General features: G+C 66.0%; 20 protein-coding genes. 7 read left to right on the forward strand and 13 right to left on the reverse strand.

Translation table 11 applies throughout. The annotated features are described in order from the left end of the window. Window positions 1-34 precede the first annotated feature (34 nt). From DZC73_RS04620 to DZC73_RS04670, 11 genes are all read right to left on the reverse strand, one after another. Window positions 35-1,732 (reverse strand): ATP-dependent DNA ligase, encoded by a 1,698-nt coding sequence (locus tag DZC73_RS04620; protein WP_124538994.1) that lies wholly within the window; start codon window positions 1,730-1,732, stop codon window positions 35-37. Continuing rightward, complete coding sequence (locus tag DZC73_RS04625) at window positions 1,729-2,799, reverse strand: ligase-associated DNA damage response exonuclease (RefSeq protein ID WP_124538995.1); 1,071 nt, start codon at window positions 2,797-2,799, stop codon at window positions 1,729-1,731. The genes DZC73_RS04620 and DZC73_RS04625 overlap by 4 nt, the downstream gene beginning before the upstream one ends. A gap of 103 nt (window positions 2,800-2,902) precedes the next feature. Further along, complete coding sequence (gene clsB, locus DZC73_RS04630) at window positions 2,903-4,246, reverse strand: cardiolipin synthase ClsB (RefSeq protein WP_235834980.1); 1,344 nt, start codon at window positions 4,244-4,246, stop codon at window positions 2,903-2,905. Next, window positions 4,243-5,049: an endonuclease/exonuclease/phosphatase family protein gene (locus DZC73_RS04635; protein ID WP_407924086.1), complete on the reverse strand. Its 807-nt coding sequence runs from the start codon at window positions 5,047-5,049 to the stop codon at window positions 4,243-4,245. The genes clsB and DZC73_RS04635 overlap by 4 nt, the downstream gene beginning before the upstream one ends. Then, window positions 5,046-5,510, reverse strand: coding sequence for a dihydroneopterin triphosphate diphosphatase (gene nudB / locus DZC73_RS04640; protein ID WP_124538997.1), 465 nt, complete (start codon window positions 5,508-5,510; stop codon window positions 5,046-5,048). The genes DZC73_RS04635 and nudB overlap by 4 nt, the downstream gene beginning before the upstream one ends. Before the next feature lie 515 nt (window positions 5,511-6,025). Continuing rightward, window positions 6,026-7,816 carry an aspartate--tRNA ligase gene (gene aspS / locus DZC73_RS04645; RefSeq protein WP_124538998.1) on the reverse strand — a complete coding sequence of 597 codons (1,791 nt, stop codon included), beginning with the start codon at window positions 7,814-7,816 and terminating at the stop codon, window positions 6,026-6,028. Window positions 7,817-7,941: 125 nt separating this feature from the next. Then, window positions 7,942-8,610 (reverse strand): DUF502 domain-containing protein, encoded by a 669-nt coding sequence (locus DZC73_RS04650; RefSeq protein WP_124538999.1) that lies wholly within the window; start codon window positions 8,608-8,610, stop codon window positions 7,942-7,944. A gap of 10 nt (window positions 8,611-8,620) precedes the next feature. Further along, a complete protein-coding gene (locus tag DZC73_RS04655; RefSeq protein ID WP_124539000.1) occupies window positions 8,621-8,971 on the reverse strand; it encodes an FmdB family zinc ribbon protein in 351 nt (116 codons plus the stop codon). A gap of 85 nt (window positions 8,972-9,056) precedes the next feature. Further along, complete coding sequence (locus DZC73_RS04660) at window positions 9,057-10,523, reverse strand: sodium:solute symporter family protein (protein ID WP_124539001.1); 1,467 nt, start codon at window positions 10,521-10,523, stop codon at window positions 9,057-9,059. Window positions 10,524-10,601: 78 nt separating this feature from the next. After that, window positions 10,602-12,152 (reverse strand): ubiquinone biosynthesis regulatory protein kinase UbiB, encoded by a 1,551-nt coding sequence (gene ubiB / locus DZC73_RS04665; RefSeq protein WP_124539002.1) that lies wholly within the window; start codon window positions 12,150-12,152, stop codon window positions 10,602-10,604. Then, window positions 12,152-12,679 (reverse strand): hypothetical protein, encoded by a 528-nt coding sequence (locus DZC73_RS04670; protein WP_124539003.1) that lies wholly within the window; start codon window positions 12,677-12,679, stop codon window positions 12,152-12,154. The genes ubiB and DZC73_RS04670 overlap by 1 nt, the downstream gene beginning before the upstream one ends. Before the next feature lie 228 nt (window positions 12,680-12,907). Here DZC73_RS04670 and DZC73_RS04675 point away from each other — a divergent pair, with 228 nt between their 5' ends. The 7 genes from DZC73_RS04675 to DZC73_RS04705 all read left to right on the forward strand — a co-directional run bounded on the left by DZC73_RS04675 (window position 12,908) and on the right by DZC73_RS04705 (window position 21,904). After that, a complete protein-coding gene (locus tag DZC73_RS04675) occupies window positions 12,908-14,302 on the forward strand; it encodes an undecaprenyl-phosphate glucose phosphotransferase (protein ID WP_161974450.1) in 1,395 nt (464 codons plus the stop codon). Between the two features lie 76 nt (window positions 14,303-14,378). Beyond that, window positions 14,379-15,620, forward strand: coding sequence for a porin family protein (locus DZC73_RS04680; RefSeq protein ID WP_124539004.1), 1,242 nt, complete (start codon window positions 14,379-14,381; stop codon window positions 15,618-15,620). Continuing rightward, window positions 15,617-16,648, forward strand: coding sequence for a UDP-glucose 4-epimerase GalE (galE, locus tag DZC73_RS04685; RefSeq protein WP_124539005.1), 1,032 nt, complete (start codon window positions 15,617-15,619; stop codon window positions 16,646-16,648). The genes DZC73_RS04680 and galE overlap by 4 nt, the downstream gene beginning before the upstream one ends. A 20-nt stretch (window positions 16,649-16,668) precedes the next feature. Further along, the gene (locus tag DZC73_RS04690) at window positions 16,669-18,120 is read left to right on the forward strand and encodes a mannose-1-phosphate guanylyltransferase/mannose-6-phosphate isomerase (protein ID WP_198414778.1); all 1,452 of its coding nucleotides are present in this window, start codon (window positions 16,669-16,671) and stop codon (window positions 18,118-18,120) included. A 38-nt stretch (window positions 18,121-18,158) separates the two neighbouring features. Continuing rightward, the gene (locus DZC73_RS04695; protein ID WP_124539006.1) at window positions 18,159-19,496 is read left to right on the forward strand and encodes a UDP-glucose dehydrogenase family protein; all 1,338 of its coding nucleotides are present in this window, start codon (window positions 18,159-18,161) and stop codon (window positions 19,494-19,496) included. Between the two features lie 387 nt (window positions 19,497-19,883). Continuing rightward, a complete protein-coding gene (locus DZC73_RS04700; RefSeq protein WP_161974451.1) occupies window positions 19,884-20,294 on the forward strand; it encodes a fibronectin type III domain-containing protein in 411 nt (136 codons plus the stop codon). Continuing rightward, entirely contained in the window at window positions 20,291-21,904 is a 1,614-nt protein-coding gene (locus tag DZC73_RS04705) for a right-handed parallel beta-helix repeat-containing protein (RefSeq protein WP_124539008.1), read from the forward strand. The genes DZC73_RS04700 and DZC73_RS04705 overlap by 4 nt, the downstream gene beginning before the upstream one ends. 14 nt (window positions 21,905-21,918) lie before the next feature. Here the strand turns inward: DZC73_RS04705 and DZC73_RS04710 are convergent, their stop codons facing one another. Then, complete coding sequence (locus tag DZC73_RS04710) at window positions 21,919-23,199, reverse strand: nucleotide sugar dehydrogenase (protein WP_124539009.1); 1,281 nt, start codon at window positions 23,197-23,199, stop codon at window positions 21,919-21,921. A gap of 285 nt (window positions 23,200-23,484) precedes the next feature. After that, window positions 23,485-24,381, reverse strand: a complete 897-nt coding sequence (locus DZC73_RS04715) for an NAD-dependent epimerase/dehydratase family protein (RefSeq protein WP_124539010.1) — start codon at window positions 24,379-24,381, stop codon at window positions 23,485-23,487.

Here is a 24,381-nt window from a genome sequence, read left to right on the forward strand (position 1 = left end):
TTGCAGAGAACGGTGATGGGTCCCGCAGACGCCTTCAGCGCCCGCCCAGCAGGAGCTCCAGCGTTTGCAGCGTGTCTGCCTCGTGCAGCGGCTTGTCATGTCTGATTCGCAACATGCGCGGAAAACGCACCGCGATGCCGCTCTTGTGCCGCGTGCTGCGGTTGATGCCCTCGAAGCCCAGTTCGAACACGAGCGAGGGCTTGACGCTGCGCACCGGACCGAACTTCTCCAGCGTGGTCTGGCGGATCACGCGATCGATCTCGCGAAACTCTTCATCGGTGAGGCCGGAGTAGGCCTTGGCGAAGGGCACGAGTTGCAGCCCCTCGGGGTCGGCCGGGCGCTTGGCCGCGATGGCCTCGACCACGGCATGCGCCTCCGCCGCATCCCGCGGTGTGCGGTTCCACACCGCGAAGGTGTAGTCGGTGTAGACGCTCGCACGCCGCCCGTGGCCGGCCTGCGCGTAGATGAGGATGGCGTCCACGCTCAGCGGATCGATCTTCCACTTCCACCACGTGCCTTCGGCCTTGGTGCGGCCGGTGCCGTAGCGTGCTTCGCGGTGCTTGAGCATGAAGCCCTCGACGCCGCGCTCGCGCGACTGCTCGCGCAGCGTGGCGAGGTCGGACCACGTCGGCCCGCTGACCATCGGCGAGAGCAGCATGGGCTCGATGCCGGTGGCCTGCACGATCGCCTCCAGCTGTTCGCGGCGCTTCGATTGCGGCCAGGACCGCACATCGTCGCCCTGCCATTCGAGCAGGTCGTAGGCCATGAAGGTCACGGGCGCGTCGGCAAGCACCTTCTTGGTAAGCAGCTTGCGGCCGATGCGCTGCTGCAGCAGCGCGAAGGGCGCGGGCGCATCGCCTTTCCAGACGAGGATCTCGCCATCGAGCACCGTGCCGTCGGGCAAGGGCTCGGCGAGCGCCACCACCTCGGGGAAGCGTTCGGTCATCAGCTCTTCGCCGCGTGACCAGATCCACACCTGGCCCGCGCGCTTGACGATCTGCGCGCGGATGCCGTCGTACTTCCATTCGACGATCCAGTCGTCCGGCGGGCCGAGGCGAGCGTGGAAGCTGTCATGCACGCCTTCGACGGCATGGGCGAGGAAGAACGGATACGGCTGGCCGGAGTCCGTGTTCGCCGTGGCCTCCTTCGACAGCAGTTGCCGGAAGGCATCGCCACTGGGCCGTGCGGTCTTGTCGGTGAAACCCATCATGCGCTGCGCGACGAGCTTGGCGTCCATGCCCGCATGCTCGGCCAGCGCACGCTGCACCAGCAGCTTGCTCACGCCCACGCGGAAGCCGCCGCCGATGAGCTTGGTGAGCAGGAAGCGGCCGGAGGGGTCGAGCTCATCCCAGTAGCCGGCGATGCGCGCCGCCTGCTCCTCGGGCGACAGCTCGCGCAGGTTCAGCAGGCGCTCTTCCACCCACACGGCCAGGCTGATGTCGCTGGGCGACGTGGCCGGCGGCAGCACGTGGGCGATGGTTTCGGCCAGGTCGCCCACGGCCTGGTAGCACTCCTCGAACAGCCAGTCGGCAATGCCGGCGCGCGCGCAGGCCAGCGTTCGCAGCACGCCGGTGGGCACGACCTGCCGGGGCTTGCCGCCAGCGAGGAAGTAGACCGCCCAGGCCGCATCCGCGTCGCTGGCCTGGGCGAAGTAGCGCTTGAGCGCCTGCACCTTGGCCGTGGTGGCCGTGCTCGCATCGAGCTCGTTGAAGAGCTGCGAGAAGCGCTTCACTCGCCGCCCTCCTCGGCCTGCACGGTGGCGGGTTCGGTGGCCTGCGGCTCCTGCGCGTCGTGGCGCTCGTCGTCGTACTCGGTGTGGAAGGAGCCGGCCTGCAGACCCTGCTCCTGCAGCCAGCGCACCATCACCGCTTCATAGCCGTGGGTGACGATCACCCGCTCGGCACCGGTGGCCATGATGGCCCGCTGCAGGCCCGGCCAATCGGCATGGTCGGACAGCACGAAGCCGCGGTCCACGCCGCGGCGGCGGCGGGCGCCGCGCAACTGCATCCAGCCGCTGGCGAATGCATCGCCCGGGTCGCCGAAGCGGCGAACCCAGGCGCTGCCATGCACCGAGGGCGGCGCGACGACCAGCGCACGCTTCAGCAGGTTCTTGTCGGACACGTCGTTGACGTTGAGCGTGTCTGGCAGCGGCACGCCGGCCTCGCGGTAGGCACGGTTCAGCGTCTGTACGGCACCGTGCACGACGATGGGCCCGATGCCCGCGTCCACGCCCGCCAGGATGCGCTGGGCCTTGCCGAAGCTGTAGCCCATGAGCAGGCTCGCACGGCCTTCCTGTGCGTTGGCTCGCCACCAGGCATTGATGTCGTCGAACACGTCGCGCTGCGGCCGCCAGCGGTAGATGGGCAGGCCGAAGGTGGACTCGGTGATGAAGCAGTCGCAGCGCACCGGCTCGAAGGGCGCACAGGTGGCGTTGTCGTCGCCCGGCCCGCTGACGAAGTAGTCGCCCGAAGCCACCCACACGCGGCCGGCGTGTTCAACCCTGACCTGGGCCGAACCCAGCACATGGCCGGCCGGGTGCAGGCTGAGCTTCACGCCGTGGTGGTCGATGGTCTCGCCGTAGGCCAGCGTCTGCAGCGTGATGTCCGCGCCGAGCCGAGCGCGAAGCACGCCCTCGGAGATGGCGGTGGCGAGGTAGTGCTGGTTGCCTGTGCGCGCATGGTCGCCATGGGCATGCGTGATGACCGCACGCGCCACCGGCCGCCACGGGTCGATGTAGAAGTCGCCGGGTGGGCAGTACAACCCTTCGGGGCGCTCGACGATGAGGTCATCGGCATGCATCACGGTTCTCGAGAAGAGCGCATCAAGCAACGCCCGCGGATCCGGCTGCGCCGGTCCGCTGGGTGGCGCCCCTCGGGGGCAGGAGCGAAGCGACTGGGGGGCACTAGTACTTTCCGGTGGCACCGGCGATGCGCAGGTACACGTGCGCGATCCACGCGATGAACCCGCGCGTCAGCGCCCCCTCCACCAACCGCCGCTTCGCCTGCGCCGGCACCACTTCCATCGACGCCGCGAACGCCCGGTCGAACTCCTCGCGCAGCTGGGCATTGAACTGCGGGTCGCGCACGACGATGTTGGCTTCGAGGTTCAGCAGCAACGAGAGCGGGTCGATGTTGGAGCTGCCCACTGTCGCCCATTCATGATCGGTGAGCGCCACCTTGGCATGCAAGAAGGCGGGCGTGTACTCGTAGATGTGGACGCCCGCGGCCAGCAGCTCGTTGTAGAGCGTGCGTGCCGCCAGCCCCGCGATGCGGTAGTCCAGCTTGCCTTGCAGCAGCAGCCGCACCTGCACGCCGCGCCGCGCCGCCTGCCGCAAGGCCGTGCGGAAACCGCCGCCCGGATAGAAGTACGGTGACGCCAGGTCGATGCGCGTGGTCGCCTTGCGGATGGCCGCGATGTAGCTGCGCTCGATGGTGCGGCGCCGCCTCAGGTTGTCGCGCAGCACGAAGGCGGCGCGCACCGGGGCCAGGTCAGTGAGCTTGGTCTTGGCCGCCTTCAGCGTTGGCATGCGCAAGCGCTTCAGCAGCCGCTTCGCACGCGCCACTGGCTCGGCCGCACGGGCCAGGGCCATCATCTCTTCCTTGAAGTCCTCACCCAGCTGCGCCCGCGTCCACACCGCCTTGCAGGCCTGCTCGATGGGCTTGACCACCGGCCCGCGCACCTGCACCGCGAAGTCCAGCCGCGGCTCCTCGGACCAGCCGTGGTTCTGGTCCAGCTTGTCGTCGATGATGTTGATGCCGCCGACGAAGGCCACCTCGCCATCGACCACGCACAGCTTCTGGTGCAGGCGCCGCAACTGCCCGGGCTGCAACCAGTTCCACCAGCGGTGAATGGGCCGGAACACGCTGATGCCCACGTTGGTCGCGCGAAACAGCTCGCGCAGCCCGGCGATCTTGGTGCGGCTGCCGAAGCCGTCGGCCACCACCTTCACCTGGACTCCGCGTGCCGCGGCATCGCACAAGGCCTTGGCGATGCGCATGGCCGCGGGGTCGTCGTTGAAGATGTAGGTCGCCAGCCAGATCTCGTGGCGTGCCGCCTCGATGGCTTCCAGCATCGCCGGGAAGAGCTCGTCGCCGCCGCGCTTGAGCCGCACGTCGTTGCCGCCGGTGAACATGGCCCGCGGCACCACGCGGGCCAGCGGGTCCAGCGAGACACCTTCGGCGGCCTGTGGCGGCGCGGGCGAATCGCCCGAGGGCTCGGGCACGCCCTGCTGCTCGTCGAGGTTCAATCGATCTCGAGTTCGGCGACGCATGGGAGGTGGTCCGACATCCGCGCCCAGGAGTTGCCGCGCGGAACGAAAGCCGAGGTGCAGCGGAATCCCCGGGTGTAGATGCGGTCCAGCGCGAACACCGGCACCAGCGAAGGAAAGGTGCGAAGCGCCGCCACGCCGGGCGGCGTGGCGCGCTTGAGACCGGTGGCGCGCATGGGCTCGTCCAGCTTCTCGCCCCAGTCGTTGAAATCGCCCGCGAGGATGAGCCGCTCGTTCTTCGGCACTTCGGCGGCAATGAACTCGGCGATGCGCTCGACCTGCCGCACCCGGCTGGAGTGCATGAGCCCCAGGTGCGCGACGATGCAGTGCACCGGAATGCCATTCCAGTTCACCGGCACATGCAGCAGGCCGCGCTGCTCGAAGCGGTGGTCGGAGACGTCACGATGCCCGATGTCGCCGATGGGCCAGCGCGAGAGCAAGGCATTGCCATGCTCGCCTTCCTTCGTCACGGCGTTGGTGCGGTAGGCCACGTCGTAGCCATCGGGCGCGAGGTAGTCGGCCTGCGGCATCTTGGGCCAGCCGATGTGCGTGTCGGGGAAGCGCATCGCCTCGCTGTGGTTGAACAGCCGCACCTCCTGCAGGTACACGAGGTCGGCGTCCAGCGCCTCGATGCCCAGGCCCAGGTTGTGGATCTCCAGCCGCTTGCGCGGGCCCATGCCGCGCACGCCCTTGTGGATGTTGTACGTGGCCACCCGCAGCACGTGGCTGGGGTGCATCGTGGTGTTGGAGAACTTCATCGGACGCGAGGCGGGGGGCGTCATGCGATGAACCTCGGAAGCATGAGGATGGCTTCGGCGTTGGAGGACGAGAAGCAGCGGTCGGCGGCCTCCTGGTGCGGCAGCCACTGCAAGGCGCAGTGCTCGCGGGGCGAGAGCGTCACGGCAATGTCCCGCGGCACCTGCAGGCTGAACACATGCTCGGTGTTGTGCGTGACATGCGGTTCATAACGATGATGCCACTCGGGGTAGATGAGGTAGATGTTGCGCAGGTTCCAGTCGCGCAGCGCCTGCGGCGGGACGGCGGCCGTCCCGACCACGATTCCTGTTTCCTCGGCCACTTCGCGCACTGCAGTCAGCTCCAGTTCTTCTTCGACAGTGTCCTTTGACCCCGTGACACTTTGCCAGAACCCCGGACGCTCGGCACGCTCGATGAGCAGCACCTGCAGATCGGCAGTGTGGATCACGACGAGAACGGACTCCGGGATCTTGTACGGACGGTTCATGGGAGGGGCAAGTGTCGTTCCTGGCTTCTTTGGTCTCTGGTGACGGAACGATATCGCTTTGTTGTGGCTGTGGGGGCTCTTTCGCCTTGGTCGGGGTGGGCAAAGGCGTGAGTGGGCTGGCTGGGGCGCGCCCCAGCCAGCCCACCCACGCCTTTGCTGTTGTGGCTTCGGGTCTTCTCGTCGAGCCAGCCCCACGCCACTTGAGCGGCAGGCGGCATGGGCCAGGGGCTGCGTCTGTGGCGGCGAGCAGCGCAGCACCGAGGGGTGGCGTGCGCAGCACGCTTCGTCTTCTAGCTTGCCGCGGCTGTTTGAGCGCAGCGCACCGCAGGGGCGCGTAGCGAGTTCTGCGGCACACCCCTCGGTGCGAGCAGCACAGCGCAGTCGGCCGCAGGCCGACCGCCACAGCCGCAGCCCCTGGCCCATGCCGCCTGCCGCGGATCCACCCGGTCAATGCGACACACGCAAAAGAAAAGGGCGTCCCGAAAGACGCCCTTCCCATGTAGCAAGAGGAGAGATCAACCCGCCGGTTGCGGATTCCTCAACCGGATGTGCAGTTCACGCAGCTGCTTCTCATCCACCGGACTCGGCGCATGCGTCAGCAGGCACTGTGCACGCTGCGTCTTCGGGAAGGCGATCACGTCGCGGATGCTCTCGGCGCCGGTCATCATCGTGACGATGCGATCCAGGCCAAACGCCAGGCCACCGTGCGGAGGTGCACCGTACTGCAGTGCATCCAGCAGGAAGCCGAACTTCAGCTGCGCTTCCTCCGGCCCGATCTTCAGCGCGCTGAACACCTTGCTCTGCACCTCGGCCCGATGGATACGGACCGAGCCGCCGCCCAGTTCCCAACCATTGAGCACCATGTCGTAGGCCTTGGCGATGCAGGCGCCCGGGTCCGTGTCCATGAGGTCCTCGTGGCCGTCCTTGGGGGCCGTGAACGGGTGGTGCACCGCGTTCCAGCGCTGGCCTTCCTCGTCGTATTCGAACATCGGGAAGTCCACGACCCACAGCGGCGCCCACTTGTCGGTGAACAGGCCGTTGGCGCGGCCGAAATCGCTGTGGCCGATCTTGATGCGCAGCGCGCCGATCGCGTCGTTGACGATCTTTTCCTTGTCTGCACCGAAGAAGATCAGGTCGCCCGTCTGCGCGCCCGTGCGCTTGAGGATCTCCTCCAGCGCGGCGTCGTGCAGGTTCTTCACGATGGGCGACTGCAGGCCCTCGCGGCCCTTGGCCAAGTCGTTGACCTTGATCCAGGCCAGACCCTTGGCGCCGTAGATCTTCACGAACTCGGTGTAGCCGTCGATCTCGCCGCGGCTCATGTCGCCGCCCTTGGGCACGCGCAGCGCCACCACGCGGCCGCCCTTGGTCGTGGCCGGCGTGCTGAACACCTTGAAGTCCACGCTGGCCATCACGTCGGTGAGCTCGGTGAACTCCAGGTTCACGCGCAGGTCGGGCTTGTCGCTGCCGAAGCGGTGCATGGCCTCGGAATACTTCATCACCGGGTAGTCGCCCAGTTCCACGCCGATGGTCTTCTTGAAGACCGAGCGGATCATGCCCTCGAACATCGTGCGGATCTCTTCCTCGGTGAGGAAGCTCGTCTCGATATCGATCTGCGTGAACTCCGGCTGCCGGTCGGCGCGAAGGTCTTCGTCGCGGAAGCACTTGGTGATCTGGTAGTAGCGGTCGAAACCGGCCACCATCAAGAGCTGCTTGAACAGCTGCGGCGACTGCGGCAGCGCGAAGAACATGCCCTCGTTCACGCGGCTGGGCACGAGGTAGTCGCGCGCGCCTTCAGGCGTGCTCTTGGTGAGCATCGGCGTCTCGATGTCGATGAAGCCGTTCTCGTCCAGGAACTTGCGCGTTTCCATGGCCACGCGGTAGCGCAGCATCATGTTTTTCTGCATGGTCGGGCGGCGCAGGTCCAGCACGCGGTGCGTGAGGCGCGTGGTCTCCGACAGGTTCTCGTCGTCGAGCTGGAACGGCGGCGTGACGCTGGCGTTCAGCACCTCGACCTCATGCGCCAGCACTTCGATCTTGCCGCTGGTGAGGTTGGCGTTCTCGGTGCCCGACGGACGCGCGCGGACCTTCCCGACGATCTTCAGGCAGAACTCGTTGCGCACGATTTCCGCGGTCTTGAACATGTCGGGGCGATCGGGGTCGCACACCACCTGCACGAGGCCGGCACGGTCACGCAAGTCGATGAAGATCACGCCGCCATGGTCGCGGCGGCGATGGGCCCAGCCCATCAGGGTCACGGTCTGGCCCATCAGTGCTTCGCTGACGAGGCCGCAGTATGTTGTTCTCATGGTCACTCCAATATTCGGGGTCTTCTTGGGCGCAGCCCTCTATCGTAGGACGGCCGGGCCCGATGTGTGTGAGGCGCTGAAAGGCTTTGTCTCAAGCCCTGACGGTTGAGCGCTTGCCGAGGCGCTCAACCGTGTTGATTTCGTGCGTCCCTCAGGGCCTGGGGCTCGGCGCGCGGCGCATGCGGCGGCGGGGCCACCACGCCCATGGAAATGATGTACTTCAAGGCCTCGTCCACCGACATGGACAGCACGATCACGTCCTTGCGCGGCACCATGAGGAAGAAGCCCGAGGTCGGGTTCGGCGTGGTCGGGACGTACAGGCTCAGGTAGTCGTCGTGCAGGTGGTCGGCCGCCTCGCCGCCGGGCTTGCCGGTCACGAAGGCGATGGTCCAGGAGCCCTCGCGCGGGTACTGCACCAGCACCGCTTCGCGAAAGGCATTGCCGCTGCTGGAAAACAAGGTGTCCGAGACCTGCTTCACCGAGCTGTAGATCGACTTGACGATGGGGATGTGCGTGAGCAGGTGGTTGGCCTGGCGCAACGCCCACTGGCCGGCGAAGTTGGCCGCGAACACGCCGGTGAGCAACAGGCCGGCGACCATCACGATCACGCCCAGGCCGGGCACCTGCTTGAGCATCTGCAGCGGCGCGTAGGCAGCCTCCGGCAGCACCGCCTGCGAGGCGCTGAGCAGGGCTTCGAAGACGCCGTCCAGCGTGTTGAGGACGGCGTGCAGCACCCAGATCGTGATTGCCAGCGGCAACCAGACCAGGAGGCCGGCAATCAGGTACTTTCTCACTGGGGCCTTTTCAATGGCAGGCGCAGGAGCCGCCGCAACCGGCAGCCGGCGTGCTGCCGCTGTCGGACGATGAGGAGGTCGAAGCCGTCGAGGTGGACGAAGCTTCGGACGAGCCCGACGCCGCCGGGGCGGATTCGGTCTTGGCGCCGGTGGACGCAGCGCCGTTGCTGCCGCTGTTGCCACCGCGGAAATCGGTGACGTACCAGCCGGAACCCTTGAGCTGGAAGCCGGCCGCGGTCAGCTGCTTCTTGAACGTCTGGGCGTTGCACGCCGGGCAGACGGTGAGAAGCGGATCGGAGACCTTTTGCAGCACATCTTTCGCGTGGCCGCACGACTCACAGCGGTATGCGTAGATCGGCATGGCTAAGCCCTTGATTAAAAACGTGAAATTATAAGGAACGGCGCCGGGCGGTCCCGGCGCCGAAGTGCCAAATGGTGGCGAAGTTCTAGGCGTTCAAGCCCTGCAGGTGGTGGGTGCGGTCGTGGCGGTTCACCAGCACCTGGGGCGCCAGGGAGCCGACGACCATGCCCAGGAGAGCGGCGATCAGGCCGGCAAGCTGCCCCGGGAAGTTGTTGGTGGCCGCAGCCACCGGCGGCAGGAAGCTGGCAATCCACACGCCCACGCCCAGCGCGAGGGACACGATGGCGCCCTGCGTGGTGGAACGGCTCCAGTACAGGCCGGTGACCAGCGGCACGAAGGCGCCGACCAGGGTCACCTGGTAGGCCGTTGACACCAGGTCGTAGATGGACGTGCCTTTCATCTTGATGGCATAGCCCAGCACCAGCGCGGCGAAGATGACGATGGTGCAGCGCATGGCGAACAGCTGCTCCTTGTCCTTCATCTGCGGGCGCAGGTTCTTGAGGATGTTCTCCACGAAGCTGGTGCTGGGCGCCAGCAGCGTGGCCGAGGACGTGCTCTTGATGGCCGACAGCAGCGCCCCGAAGAAGAGGATCTGCATCACCAGCGGCATCTTCGTCAGCACGAACGTGGGCAGCAGCCGCTGGTAGTCGTTCTTGGCCATCTCCAGGCCATTGGCACCCAGCACGATGACCGCGCACGAGACGATGAACATCGGCACGAAGGCGAACAGGATGTAGCTCGCGCCGCCGATGGCCGCGCCGTTGCGCGCGGTGTGGGCATCCTTGGCTGACATCACGCGCTGGAACACGTCCTGCTGCGGGACGGAGCCCAGCATCATGGTCAGCCCGGCACCCACGAACATCGCGATCTCGGTGAAGCTGGGCGGCGGCAGGAACTTCCACAGCTCCTTCTGGCTGGCCATGGCGAACACCTTGTCGGCGCCGCCGGCCAGGCTGGCCGAGAAGATGGCGATGATGGACAGGCCCACCACCAGCACGATCATCTGGATGAAGTCGGTCCAGGCCACCGCCAGGAAGCCGCCGACCACCACGTAGATCAGCACCGCCAGCGTGCCGACGATCATGCCGGCCGTCTCGCTCATGGCGCCTTGCGTCAGCACCGAGAACACCACGCCCAGCGCGGTGATCTGCGCGGCCACCCAGCCCAGGTAGCTCAGGATGATGGCCACCGAGCAGAACACCTCCACGCCCTTGCCGAAGCGCTGGCGGTAGAAGTCGCCGATGGTCAGCAGGTTGAGCTTGTAGAGCCGGGCGGCAAAGAACAAGCCCACGAGGATCAGGCAGGTGCCGGCGCCGAAGGGGTCTTCCACGATGGAGTTCAGGCCGCCCTGCACGAACTTGGCCGGAATGCCCATCACGGTTTCAGCGCCGAACCAGGTGGCGAAGGTGGTCGTCACCACCATGATCAGCGGCAGGCTTCGCCCGGCGATGGCGAAGTCGCTCGTGTTCTTGATGCGCGTGCCCGCCCAGACGCCGATGCCCAGCGTCCCCACCAGATACAGCACGACGAATACGATCAACGTGACGTTCATTGAACCAGCCCCAACCCGAGAAGATGACTTGTGACGCCTGTTCGGCAGTCGCGCATTATCCCTGCGCCGCGTCGGAATTCACCACAGAAAGTGGGTGACCAGCTGGGTGCCCACCAAACCCACGATGAAGCCCAGGCCCACGTAGATGAGAACGTTCAGCAGCCGGTTGGTTCGCCGCTGCTCGATCAGCAGCGCTTCGACCAGCCTCTGCTCGGCAGCAGGCCTGGGCTGCAGGGCCTGGTGCAGCAGGCGCGGCAGCTCCGGCAGCAGTTGCACGTAGCGCGGCGCCTCGTTCTTGAGCCGCTCCATGAAGCCGCGCCAGCCGATCTGCTCGTGCATCCAGCGTTCCAGGAAGGGCTTGGCGGTGTTCCACAGGTCCAGCTCAGGGTCGAGCTGCCGCCCCAGGCCCTCCACGTTCAGCAGGGTCTTCTGCAGCAGCACCAGCTGGGGCTGGATCTCCACGTTGAAGCGGCGCGACGCCTGGAACAGCCGCAGCAGCACCTGGCCGAGGGAAATGTCCTTCAGCGGCCGGTCGAAGTGCGGCTCGCACACCGCACGGATGGCGCCTTCCAGCTCGTCCACCCGGGTGGTGGGCGGCACCCAGCCGCTCTCCACGTGCAGCTCGGCGACCCGCTTGTAGTCGCGCCGGAAGAAGGCCAGGAAGTTCTGCGACAGGTATTCCTTGTCGAACTCGGTCAGCGTGCCCACGATGCCGAAGTCCAGCGCGATGTAGCGCCCGAAGGTGGCCGGCGCAATGCTGACCTGGATGTTCCCCGGGTGCATGTCGGCGTGGAAGAAGCCGTCGCGGAACACCTGGGTGAAGAAGATGGTGACCCCGTCGCGCGCGAGCTTCCTGATGTCCACGCCCGCCTCGGCCAGCCGCTGTGTCTGGCTGATGGGCACGCCGTACATGCGCTCCATCACGATCACGGTGGAGGTGCACAGGTCCCAGAACATCTCGGGCACCAGCACCAGGTTGAGGCCGGCCATGTTGCGGCGCAGCTGGGCGGCGTTGGCGGCCTCGCGCACGAGGTCCAGCTCGTCGTGCAGGTACTTGTCGAATTCGCCCACCACCTCGCGGGGCTTCAGGCGCCGGCCGTCCTCGCTGAAGCGCTCGACCCAGCGCGCCAGGGTGCGCATGAGCGAGAGATCGTCGTCGATGACCGCCAGCATGCCCGGCCGCAACACCTTGACCGCCACCTCGCGGCCGTCCTTCAAGGTGGCGAAGTGCACCTGGGCGATGGAGGCGCTGGCCACCGGCTCGGCCTCGAAACTGGCGAAGATGGCCTCGATGGGCTTGCCGAAGGCGCGCTCCACCAGCATGCGCGCCTCTTTGGCGGGGAACGGCGGCACGCGGTCCTGCAGGCGGGCCAGTTCGTCGGCCACGTCCGGGGGCAGCAGGTCGCGGCGGGTGGACAGCACCTGGCCGAACTTGACGAAGATCGGGCCCAGCCGCTCGAAGGCCAGGCGCAGGCGCATGCCGCGCGGCATGTCCAGCTTGCGGCCGATGGTGATCAGGCGGACCAGCAGCCGCACGCGCCGGGTCCGGAAGCCCGACAGCGCGAGCTCGTCCAGCCCGAAGCGCAGAACCGTGAAGACGATGAGGATGAGGCGCGCGAGGTGCCTCATCACACGGGCGGCCCTTGGCGCACGGCCAGGCCCGCCAGCAGGGCGACGGCCGAGCGTATGGCCTGCCCCACCGGGCGGCCGATGCGCATGAGCTCGTGCGCCGGTGCGTCGCCGATGAAGCGCGCCAGGTCGTCTTCCACGTCCCAACGCAGGTTGTCCATGAGCCAGTTGAGGTCGGTGGCGAAGGCCGAATCGCCGGCGATGGCCACGCCGGGGCGCTGGCCGGCCAGCCCTTGCGCCACCATGAGCGCCGGGTTGGAAGCGTCGACCGTCAACCGCAGGTCAGGCTCGCTGGCCGGCTGGTCGCCGGTCCATTCCAGCAGGCCCGCGCGGGTCACCACGAATGCCAGCGCAGGCGGCGCCGGCAGCAGGGACGGCCAGCCCGACAGCTCCACCCGCACGCTGCGGCCGGCATGCGGGCGCAACCTCGCCATGGCGGCTTCCTCGCTGGCCAGGACGTGGTTGAGCCAAAGCGTGAAGCGTTGCACGAACGCCGACGCCGCCAGCTGCTGCAGGGTATCGAACATAGGGGGATTGTAGGCACGGCGCCACGCCCTCCCCCCTTGGACATGGGTGCTGAGGCCCTTGGTTTTTGAGGGAGAATCCACGCCTTAAAACAAGGGACGGACCGCCCGCCAGGGGAGCGGCTGCTACCAGTTCGCGCACAGCAGTCCCGCGTCCTGCAACCAAAAGAACACACCTACTGTCACCTCCGGCCAGGCCCCATGCCAGGCCGGCGAGAAGATCACGATCGAATGTTTGAAGACCGCAGCTACAAGAGGACGTTCTACAGCGCGCCACAGTCCGTGACGTCGCTGGTGGCGGCGTTCCTCGAGCCCGCGATCACGGTGCTCACCTTCGTCTTCGCCAACTGGTGGATCGACGAACCCATCACCCGACCCGAGCTCACGCTGTGCCTGCTCGTGTTCGCGCTCACCTTCCCGGGCCGCAACCGCTTCCGCGACAACCTCATCGCCGCCGGCGTCGACATCGTCTCGTCATGGGTGATGCTGATCGGCATCCTCGCCCTGTGCGGCTATGCGACGCGCAGCATCAACTACTTCGAGGAACAGGCGCTGATCGCCTGGTTCTTCGCGACACCCGTGTTGCAGTGGGCCGCGGTCTGGGTGGGCCAGAAGATCGTGCGGCGGCAGGCGGGCAAGTCCGAGAACCGCCGCTCGGCCATCGTGGTGGGGGCTGGTCCGCTGGGGGTGAAGGTGGCGCGCGCGCTCACCGAAAGCCGCGACCAGGGCATCGACTTCATCGGCTATTTCGATGACCGCACCGACGACCGCGTGCACGAGACTGCCTCGCAGCAGCGCCTGGGCAGCCTGAAGGACGTGGCCGACTACATCCGCAACCACGGCATCCGCGAGGTGTTCATCACCTTGCCGCTGGGCTCGCAGCCGCGCATCCAGGAGCTGCTGGAGCAGGTGCAGGGCACCACCGCGTCCCTGTTCTTCGTGCCCGACGTGTTCGGCATCAGCATCATCCAGGGCCGCCTGCAGGACATGAATGGCGTGCCGGTGGTGGGCATCTGCGAGACGCCGTTCACCGGCACCAACGACCTCGTCAAGCGGGTCAGCGACATCGTGCTGGCCAGCATCATCATCGTGCTGATCTCGCCCATCCTGCTGGTGCTGGCCATCGGCGTGAAGCTGAGTTCGCCGGGGCCCGTCATCTTCAAGCAGCGGCGCAACGGGCTGGATGGCGACGAGATCGTTGTTTACAAGTTCCGCTCCATGCGGGCGCAGGACAACGGCCCGGTGGTGCGCCAGGCCACCAAGGGCGACCCCCGCATCACGCGTTTTGGTGCATTCATCCGGCGCACCTCGCTCGATGAACTGCCACAGTTTTTCAATGTGTTGCAAGGCCGCATGAGCATCGTGGGCCCGAGGCCCCATGCCGTCGCACACAATGAGGAGTACCGGCGCCTGATCAAGGCGTACATGGTGCGCCACAAGGTCAAGCCGGGCATCACCGGCTGGGCGCAGGTGAACGGTCACCGGGGGGAGACCGACACCATCGAGAAGATGCAGGCCCGTGTCGAGTACGACCTCGAGTACTTGCGCAACTGGTCGCTGGGCCTCGATCTGCAAATCATTGTGCGTACCATCCGGCTGGTGTTCTTCGACCGCAATGCGTATTGAGACGCCTGAGTGCATGCCGCTGGTACGCGGCATGCATTGGTCGATTCCAAATCACATGAATGACAGGAGAACTCGTATGCCCCAGAAGATGCGCGCTGCACAGTGGATGTTGAATCCCCTGGCCCTGGCGGCCGGCCTGGTCTTCGCACAGGTGGCCGTGGCCGAAGACGGCGGCAGCCCCTGGTACATCGGCGCGAGCCAGGCCTTCAACCATGACAACAACGTGTTCCGCCGGGCCTACGGCGGCACCCTGCCCGTGGTGTCGGACACGACGTCCAGCACCGGCCTTCTGGGCGGCATCGACCAGCCCTTCGGCAGGCAGCGCTTCTACGCCAACGGCACCGCGGCGATGAACCGCCACAAGAACCAGGACCAGCTCGACAACACGAGCTACGGACTGAACCTCGGGCTGGACTGGTCCTCCATCGAGCGCCTGTCGGGCAGCGTGACCTTCGGGGCCCGGCAAAGCCTGGCCAACTACGGCGACGTGAACGCCACCTCCACCACCGAGAAGAACCTTCAGAAGTCGCGCGACGTCGCAGCCACGGTGCGCTACGGCGTGGAGTCGTCGCTGGGCATCGAGGGCGGGGTGAACCACAACGCCATCGACTACTCCCTGGCCGACGACCTGCGCACCGTGCGCCAGAACGGCGCCAACGTCGGCGTGCGTTGGGGCGGCGGACGCGCCCTGAGCGTGCTGGTGGGCGTGCGCACCAGCCAGGCCAAGTACCCCACGGTCGCGACCTCGGCCACCACCTTCGATTCCGACACGGTCGACCGCCGCGACATCGATGCCACGGTCACCTACGCGCCCACCGGCCTGAGCGTGCTCACCGCCACCCTGCGCGGGACGCACGAAACCCACTCGCTGGCCGGCCGCCAGAACTTCAGCGGGTTCACCGGTGCCGTGACCTGGGACTACCACCTCACCGGCAAGATCAATCTGCGCGCCGCGCTCAACCGCGACACCGGCACGGCCACCACCTTCCTGCAGTACACGCCCATCGTGATCACGCCGGTGGGGCCGGTCCTCGGGTCGCCGGAAACGCTGCGCATCGATGCCAACCGCCTGAGTACCACCGCCATGCTGGACGCCGGCTATGAAGTCACCAGCAAGATCGGCCTGACCGCCAACCTGCGCCGCCTGAGCTCGTCCACGGGCAGTTCGGGCGACGACACGCTCACCGCCTACGGCTTCGGCGTGAGCTACCAGCCCACGCGCACGCTGAAGCTGGGCTGCAGCACCAACCGCGAGACCCGCTCGGGTGTCTACTCCGACAACACCTACGGCTGCAATGCCCAACTGACCTTCCAATGAGCAATCCCTGCATCCTGCTCACCGGCGCCACCGGCTACATCGGCTCGCACACCTGGCTGGCGCTGCTGGCCGCGGGCTACGACGTGGTGGGCCTGGACGACTTCTCCAACAGCTCGCCCGAGGTGCTCAAGCGCCTGGCCACGCTCAGCGGAAAGGCACCGGTTTTCGAGCAGGTGAACGTCTGCGATGCGCAGGCCATGGAAGAGCTGTTCAGCAAGCACCGCATCGATGCCGCCGTGCACTTCGCCGCACACAAGGCCGTGGGCGAAAGCACGCAGCAGCCGCTGCGCTACTACGGCAACAACATCGGCGGCCTCATCACGCTGGCGCAGGCCATGGACCGGCATGGTTGCCGCGCCCTGGTCTTCAGCTCCAGCGCGACCGTCTACGGCAAGCCCGAGACTCTGCCCATTCCCGAAAGCGCGCCGCTGGGCAGCACCAACCCCTACGGTGCCACCAAGGTCATCGGCGAGAACATCCTGCGCGACCTGGAGAAGGCCGACCCGCGCTGGAACATCGCACTGCTGCGCTACTTCAACCCGGTGGGCGCCCATGAAAGCGGCCTGATCGGCGAGGACCCGCGTGGCATTCCCAACAACGTGATGCCGTTCATCACGCAGGTGGCTGTGGGAAAGCGTCCCAAGCTCAACGTGTTCGGCAACGACTACGACACCCCCGACGGCACCGGCGTGCGCGACTACATCCACGTGGTCGACCTCGCCGAAGGCCACGTGGCCGCCTTGCGCTACCTGCTCAACGAGAAGCGCTCCATCACGGCGAACCTGGGTACCGGACGCGGGTACAGCGTGCTCGAACTGGTGCGCGCCTTCGAGAAGGCCAGCGGCCGCCCGATTCCGTATGAGATCGCACCGCGCCGGCCCGGTGACATCGACGCCTGCTACGCCGATCCGACACTCGCCCATTCAGCACTGAGCTGGCACGCAACTCGCGATATCGACGCCATGTGCGCCGACAGCTGGCGCTGGCAGAGCAAGAACCCACAGGGGTTCGGCTCAGCCTCTTCCTGATTTCCGACTTCGAGTCTTCCATGTCCAACATCGTCGTTCACCCCGTCATCATGGCCGGCGGCAGCGGCACGCGGCTGTGGCCGCTGTCGCGTGCGCAGTACCCCAAGCAGTTCCTGGTGCTGCAGGGCAACCGCAGCCTGTTCCAGCAGGCGGTGACGCGCCTGCAGGGACTGGCCACGGCCGACATCGAGGTGAGCGCACCGCAGGTCGTGGGCAACGAGGACCATCGCTTCCTGGTGGTGGACCAGCTGCGCGAGCTGGGCCTGGAAAAGTCCAGCGTGCTGCTGGAGCCCATGGGCCGCAACACTGCACCGGCCATGACCATCGCCGCCCTGCACAGCGCCGAATCAGGCGCCGATCCGGTGCTGATCGTGACCCCCGCGGACCAGACGGTGACCGATGAGCCGGCATTCAAGGCCGCGCTGCAGGATGCCGTGCGCACGGCCGCGACTGGTGCGATCGTCATCCTGGGCGTGACGCCCGATCGTCCGGAAACGGGCTTCGGCTACATCCGTTCGGGCAAGGGTGAAGGTTCCGTGCTGTCGGTCGCGCAGTTCGTCGAGAAGCCCAAGCTGGAAACGGCGGAGCGTTACCTGGCCGAAGGCGGCTACTACTGGAACAGCGGCATCTTCGTCGTGCGCGCCTCCGTATGGCTGAAGGCGCTGGACCTGTTCCGGCCCGACATCGCCGGCGCCACCCGCACCGCCTGGGCCGCCAAGTCCACCGATGCCACCTTCATCCGCCCCGGCAAGGCGGAGTTCCAGGCCATCCCGAGCGAATCCATCGACTACGCCGTGATGGAGAAGTGCCCTGGAGGAAAAGACTTCGACATCCGCATGGTGCCGCTGAACGCCGGCTGGTCCGACCTCGGCGCCTGGGATGCGGTGTGGCAGGTGAGCGCCAAGGACGGCGACGGCAATGCCGCCGTGGGCGACACCTTCGTTCGCGACAGCCACGGCACGCTGGTGCACGCCACCAGCCGCCTGGTGGGCGTGGTGGGGCTGGACAACGTGGTGGTGGTGGAAACGCCCGACGCGGTGCTCGTCACCGAGCGCAGCCGCAGCCAGGAGGTCAAGCACATCGTCGGCCACCTGAGCGGCTCGGGCCGCACCGAGCAGAACCTGCACCGGCAGGTGCACCGCCCCTGGGGCTGGTATGACAGCATCGATGCCGGTGCGCGCTTCCAGGTCAAGCGCATCATGGTCAAGCCGGGTGCATCGCTCAGCCTGCAAAAGCACCACCACCGTGCCGAACACTGGATCGTGGTGAGCGGCACGGCCGAGGTCACCAACGGCGACCAGGTGATCCTGCTCACCGAGAACCAGAGCACCTACATCCCGCTGGGCACGGTGCACCGCCTGGCCAACCCGGGCAAGGTGCCGCTGGAAATCATCGAGGTGCAGTCCGGCAGCTACCTGGGCGAAGATGACATCGTCCGCTACGAAGACACCTACGGCCGCGCTCCGAAGTGAGCCCGGCCCCCAAGACCTGAAGTGAAAGCAAGCTACGAATGAAGATCACCGTCATCGGCACCGGCTACGTGGGCCTGGTCACCGGCACCTGCCTCGCGGAAATGGGCAACCACGTCATGTGCCTGGACGTGGACGAGAAGAAGATCCGCATCCTCGAAGAGGGCGGCATTCCCATCCATGAGCCCGGCCTGCTGGAGATGGTGACGCGCAACCGCGCGGCTGGCCGCCTGCAGTTCACCACCGACGTGATCAAGGCCGTCAACCACGGCACGCTGCAGTTCATCGGCGTGGGCACGCCGCCCGACGAGGACGGCTCCGCTGACCTCCAGTACGTGCTGGCCGCAGCCCGCAACGTGGGCAAGCACATGACCGACTACAAGGTCGTCATCAACAAGAGCACGGTGCCGGTGGGCACGGGCGACAAGGTGCGCGCCGCCGTGGCCGAAGAGCTGAAGAAGCGCGGCTCCGACGTCGAGTTCGCGGTCGTCTCCAACCCTGAATTCCTGAAGGAAGGCGCGGCCGTCGAGGACTTCATGCGTCCCGACCGCATCGTGGTGGGCGGCGACGACGAGCGCGCGATCCTGCTCATGCGTGCCCTGTACTCGCCCTTCATCCGCAACCACGACCGCCTGCTGGTCATGGACATCAAGAGCGCCGAGTTCACCAAGTACGCGGCGAACTCGATGCTCGCCACGCGGATCAGCTTCATGAACGAGCTGGCACTGCTGTCGGAGAAGGTCGGTGCCGACATCGAGCTCGTGCGCAAGGGCATCGGCAGCGATCCGCGCATCGGCTACCACTTCCTCTATGCCGGTGCCGGCTACGGCGGCTCCTGCTTCCCCAAGGACGTGAAGGCCCTGGTCAAGACCGCCAGCCAGAACGGCGTCGAGCTGCAGGTGCTGCAGGCGGTGGAAGCCGCCAACGAGCGCCAGAAGCACGTGCTGGTGGACAAGGTCGTGGCCCGCTTCGGCGAGGACCTCACCGGTCGCACCTTCGCCATCTGGGGCCTGGCCTTCAAGCCCAACACCGACGACATGCGCGAGGCCCCGAGCCGCGTGATCATCGGCGAGCTGGTCCGCCGCGGCGCGAAGCTGCGTGCCTACGACCCGGTGGCCATGCCCGAGGCACAGCGCGTGATGTCCGACGTGAAGAATCTCACGTTCGTCGATGGCCAGGCGCAGGCCCTGGAAGGCGCGGATGCGCTGGTGGTCATCACCGAATGGAAGGAGTTCAAGAGCCCGGACTTCGACCTCATCAAGTCCTCGCTCAAGCAGCCGGTGGTGATCGATGGCCGCAATCTCTATGACCCGCAGCTCATGAGCACACTGGGCATCGAGTACACCGGCATCGGCCGCTCCGCCAAGCCCAAGAGCTGAGCGCCCGCCGGTCGGGCGGCTAGACTGCCGCCCGACCGGCGTGGTAACCGGTCACCTGGCGCCGATGCATTTCGGCCGAGGCTGGTCAAGGTTGCAACAGATTGCATCCGCGACGCATCGGCGGCGGCCTGAAACTCGTAAGAAGCGACAGGAATTGGTCGAACGGGCCCAGAAAAACCCTTGGCCCGGTCCCTGCACTAGGGACGACAAGTTGGTCAGCACTGCTGGCCGGCTGAAGAAAACAAAGCCGTCGGCTGTTGAGTCGGTTTTCAAGCGTTGTGCGATGTTCGTGCATGGGTGCGCTTGTGTTCTTCACGCCGGTTGGCTGCAAGCAGTCGTTGGGAGTGATGAATGCGAGTTCTGTTCGAGCGTGCCACCCGAGCCAGGATGTCTCTGACAGCCGTGCTGGTTGCCGCGATGCTGTCCGCCTGCGGTGGCGGCAACGGCGCTTCGGACAGCACCTCGACGCCGTCTGAAGTCCCCACCCCCTCGACGCCCACGCCTTCGACCCCGACGCCGCCCACGCCCGCCCCCACGACCGGCAGCATCACGCTCAGCTGGACGGCGCCCACCACCAATTCCGATGGCAGCGCCATTTCGGACCTCGCCGGCTACCGCGTGTACTACGGCACCGCCAGCGGCTTCTACACGGACAACGTGACCATCGACAACCCGTCGACGTTGACCGCCACCATCTCGAACCTGCCGGCCGACACGTACTACGTGATCGTTCGCGCCTTCAACAGCGTGAACTCCGAGAGCCTGGCGTCCGTCGAAGTGAGCAAGACCATCAAGTGACCGGCGGCCGAGCGCGCCGATGGACAGGCTGGCTGCATGCCAGCCTTTTCGTTTTTGGCCTGGCCTTTCCCCTTCTCTCGCCGGCAGCGAACTACTACCTCTCCGACTGCCAAGCCGGCGCGGCCAGCGGCTGCGTGCCGGGCGACGACGACAACCCAGGAACCTCGCCGGCATCGCCGTGGCGCAGCATCGCCAAGCTGAACACGCGGGTCGAGGGCATGGGCGCAGGCGACCACGTCTACTTCGCCCGCGGCGCGTCGTTCAAGGACGCCACGATTGCGGTGTTCGTTCCGAAGAGCAATCGCCACAAGCCGGTGGTCTTCGAAAGCTATGCGCCCGCCTGGGGGCCTGCCGCGGCCAAGCCCATCCTCATGGCCACCAAGGACAACGGCGTGTTCTCCTTCGCCGACAGCGGCAATGCCGACCACGACGAAGGCTATGTCGTGCGAGGACTGGACTTGCGCGGCACGGCCGCCAGCGGCACGGGCATCTTCATCTTCAACGATGTGGACTACATCACCCTGGAGGACCTGTCCATCACCGGCTTCGCGCTGGGAGTGCAATGCAGCGCTGCCAACACACCCGAACCGGGCGCCAAGGGCTGGAACGACTTCATCACCCTGCGCAATTCACGCATCGCCGGCAACGGGGCGCAGGGCATCCTGACGCTGTGCCACCACGTCACCGTCGAGAACAACGTGTTCGACGACAACGGCTTCGAGCGGGCGATGCTGGACCACAACGTCTACATCGAGGGCGGGGAGCATGTGGTGTTCCGCGGCAACGCAATCATCAACAACGGCCGGCACGACCGCGTCGCGCTGAAGTGCCAGTCGGTGCCGCTGGTGGTGCATGGCCGCGTTCGCGACCTGCTGATCGAGAACAACTTCATCGGTGAATCCAACGCCACGGACGGATGCTGGGGGCTGACGGTCGATGTGGTGAACGACAACGATTCCACCGATGGCTTCGAGGACGTGGTGATCCGCGGCAACCGCATCGTCAACGTGGGCGGTCTGGGCATCGGCATGGTGGGCTGCCAGCGCTGTGCGATCGAGAACAACCACATCATGTGGACCATGAAGTCCAAGATGGACCGCGTGGCCATCGCCGTGCCCAACAGGCCGAACGCGGCAGCGCCTGCGGACAAGGACTTGAAGAGCGACCAGATCGCCATCCGCAACAACTCGATCTACATCGCATCGGCCACGGCGCACACCAGCGGCATCAAGTCCAACGACGACGGCAACGGGCACAGCGTGGTGTCCAACCTCATCGTGTTCGACGCAGCGTCCTCAGACAAGGCCACCTGCTTCGTGACCGACAAGCATGCGCTGTCGCGCTACGCGGCTTTCGGGCACAACCTGTGTTTCCGAGAAGGCGGCGCGGGCCGCTGGAGCGACAGGTACAAGAGCCTGTCGGCGGCGCAGTCCGAGGGCTGGGACCTGGGCAGCCTGGCGGTCGATCCGCAACTCCTCGCGGCGCCTTCGGCAGCCAACGACTGGTGGATCGGCATCAGCGCCCAATCGCCGGCTCACAAGGCAGCGCATCCTCGGTCGAGCATCCGCATCGACATCGGCGCCTTCGATCCGTCGGGCGCCAGGCGCTGACGCAAATCATCCAATCAAAGACGCCATACCCGCACGCCTGAACCACGCAGATCATTGGCATCGAATGCAGACTTGACATCGATGAAGCATCCGCCTTTGGTCAGCTTGCGGCAGATGTCCTCTGTGCCCAGCTTCTTGTAGCTCCGATGAGCCACCGCAGCAACCACCGCCTCCGCACGCGGCAGATCCGACCAAGAAAGCAGACGCACACCATATTCATGCATCGCTTCTTCGGGGTCGGCATCGGGGTCGTGCACAAACACTTCCACGCCAAATGATTGCAGCTCATGGATGATGTCGACGACCTTGCTGTTGCGCAGGTCAGCGCAGTCTTCCTTGAAGGTCAGGCCCAAAATATTGACCTTCGCTCCTTTGATGTAGCTGCCCGCCGCAATCATCTGTTTGATCGTCTGCTCGGCGATGAACTTGCCCATGCCGTCGTTGATGCGGCGGCCGGCGAGGATCACCTGCGGGTGGTATCCCAGCGTCTCAGCCTTGTGCGTGAGGTAGTACGGATCCACACCGATGCAATGCCCACCGACAAGGCCAGGACGGAACTTGAGGAAATTCCACTTCGTGCCAGCAGCCTCCAGCACTTCCATAGTGTCGATGCCCACCTTGTCGAAGATGATGGCCAGCTCATTCATGAGAGCGATGTTCAGGTCGCGCTGCGTGTTCTCGATGACCTTGCAAGCCTCCGCGGCCTTGATGGAGCTGGCCCGATGGACTCCGGGACGCACGATGGACTCGTACAGCGCGGCGACCTTCTCCAGGGTCTCGGGCGTATCGCCGGAGACAACTTTCACCACATTCGTGAGCATATGCTCGCGATCGCCGGGGTTGATTCGCTCGGGGCTGTAGCCGACAAAGAAGTCCTTCTTCCAGATGCCGCCTGAAACGGACTCCAGAACGGGAATGCAGACCTCTTCCGTCGCTCCGGGGTAAACCGTTGATTCATAAATGACGGTCGCGCCTGGCTTCATGTTCGCGCCGATGGCCTTGCTCGCACCGATCAAGGGGCCAAAGTCGGGGATGCGGGCTTCGTCGACCGGGGTCGGCACAGCCACGATGATGAAGTCTGCTTCTTTGAGCGATGCAGCGTCATCGCTGTATTCGGCGTACACCGCCTGGACCATGTCGGCGTCAGGAATTTCCCGGGAGGGATCGGTACCCGCACGGCATTTCGCCACCTTCTCCGACGCGATGTCGAAGCCGATCGTGCGGCTCTTCTTTCCGAACTCCACCACCAGGGGCAGGCCCACATATCCTAGACCGACGACTGCGATGACTGACATATGAATAACCTGTGATTGCGAATTGGGCTAGGGAAAAGACCTGGCGAAAGGGTCGAGAGGTTCGCTATGCGCAAAGCCGTAGAGGCACTCACGCACTGCCGATTGGTCGCCCGTTTCAGCATTCAACGGGCCATTCATCGCAGAACGTCGTTCCCCGCAAAACGGAGACATCGCGTACTTGATTGGCCTGTTGTCGATTTCGAGGAGCCGGCAGCCGCGCGATAACTCAATATCGTAGCAAATGCTGGCAACCGCCCGCACATGAAGCGGGGCGAAAGAGCAAGTTCACGATTGAATCATCCACCGGAGGGTGTCAGTCAAGTCGATGTGTGCCAACGGGCCGATGGCCTGTTCCAGTGCGCCACCATTGCCGACGAGCATCTTCACTTCATTGGCCCGAACGAATTTTGGATTGACCTGGACCTGCGGAGCGAATCCGGCGATGGCCGAACTCATGGCCAACACCTGCCGCAGGGTATAGCCACGGCCGGAGCAGACATTGAAAACCTCACCACCGGCTTGCAGCCCCGCCTGCCGATCGAGCAGACGCCGATAGGCACTTACCACCATGCGCACGTCCGAGAAGTCGCGCTCGACATCGAGGTTGCCGAGTTCGATCACCGGCGCACGCCGGCGCAGGTGATCCACGATCTTGGGCAGCAGGAAGTCCGTGGTCTGCCCCACGCCGGTGTAGTTGAACGGCCGCACGAAGGTGATGGGCAGCTGCGCAGTCCACAGCCGGGCCATGTGTTCCATCGCCAGCTTGCTCACCGCGTAGTCATTGGCCGGGGCCGGCGGAACCGACTCGTCGATGACACCCGCCGTGGCATTGCCGTAGATGTTTGCGCTGCTGGCCAGCAGCACCGCCTGCGGCTTGCGCTGCTGAGCCGCCAGTGCGGCGAGCAGGTTGCGCGTGCCGACGACATTGGTGCGGTAGATCGCATCCACGTCGCCATGCCCGACGAAGGCCACTGCCGCGAGGTGGGCCACCCAGTCCGGCTGCACACGCTCGATCGCAGCGCGCAGGCCGGCGGCATCCAGCAGGTCGCAGGCCACGACGCGGTCTGATGCCGCGCCACCTGCATGCGTGAGGCCGAAGACCTCGTGCCCGGCGCGTTCCAGCTCGTGCTGCAGGTGCCGCCCGGTGAATCCGGCAATGCCCGTGATCAGCGCACGCGCCAT

The sequence above is a fragment of the Rhizobacter terrae genome (assembly GCF_003852895.1).
GTDB lineage: Bacteria > Pseudomonadota > Gammaproteobacteria > Burkholderiales > Burkholderiaceae_C > Albitalea > Albitalea terrae.

Bases quoted from the DNA above. Each gene is read 5' to 3' on its own strand.
- DZC73_RS04695 (WP_124539006.1), top strand. From the start codon at position 18,159: ATGAAGATCACCGTCATCGGCACCGGCTACGTGGGCCTGGTCACCGGC.
- DZC73_RS04670 (WP_124539003.1), bottom strand. From the start codon at position 12,679: ATGTTCGATACCCTGCAGCAGCTGGCGGCGTCGGCGTTCGTGCAACGC.
- DZC73_RS04700 (WP_161974451.1), top strand. From the start codon at position 19,884: ATGTCTCTGACAGCCGTGCTGGTTGCCGCGATGCTGTCCGCCTGCGGT.
- ubiB (WP_124539002.1), bottom strand. From the start codon at position 12,152: ATGAGGCACCTCGCGCGCCTCATCCTCATCGTCTTCACGGTTCTGCGC.
- DZC73_RS04680 (WP_124539004.1), top strand. From the start codon at position 14,379: ATGCCCCAGAAGATGCGCGCTGCACAGTGGATGTTGAATCCCCTGGCC.
- DZC73_RS04675 (WP_161974450.1), top strand. From the start codon at position 12,908: ATGTTTGAAGACCGCAGCTACAAGAGGACGTTCTACAGCGCGCCACAG.
- DZC73_RS04625 (WP_124538995.1), bottom strand. From the start codon at position 2,799: ATGCATGCCGATGACCTCATCGTCGAGCGCCCCGAAGGGTTGTACTGC.
- aspS (WP_124538998.1), bottom strand. From the start codon at position 7,816: ATGAGAACAACATACTGCGGCCTCGTCAGCGAAGCACTGATGGGCCAG.
- DZC73_RS04710 (WP_124539009.1), bottom strand. From the start codon at position 23,199: ATGTCAGTCATCGCAGTCGTCGGTCTAGGATATGTGGGCCTGCCCCTG.
- DZC73_RS04655 (WP_124539000.1), bottom strand. From the start codon at position 8,971: ATGCCGATCTACGCATACCGCTGTGAGTCGTGCGGCCACGCGAAAGAT.
- DZC73_RS04635 (WP_407924086.1), bottom strand. From the start codon at position 5,049: ATGACGCCCCCCGCCTCGCGTCCGATGAAGTTCTCCAACACCACGATG.
- DZC73_RS04690 (WP_198414778.1), top strand. From the start codon at position 16,669: ATGTCCAACATCGTCGTTCACCCCGTCATCATGGCCGGCGGCAGCGGC.
- DZC73_RS04660 (WP_124539001.1), bottom strand. From the start codon at position 10,523: ATGAACGTCACGTTGATCGTATTCGTCGTGCTGTATCTGGTGGGGACG.
- galE (WP_124539005.1), top strand. From the start codon at position 15,617: ATGAGCAATCCCTGCATCCTGCTCACCGGCGCCACCGGCTACATCGGC.
- nudB (WP_124538997.1), bottom strand. From the start codon at position 5,510: ATGAACCGTCCGTACAAGATCCCGGAGTCCGTTCTCGTCGTGATCCAC.
- DZC73_RS04715 (WP_124539010.1), bottom strand. From the start codon at position 24,381: ATGGCGCGTGCGCTGATCACGGGCATTGCCGGATTCACCGGGCGGCAC.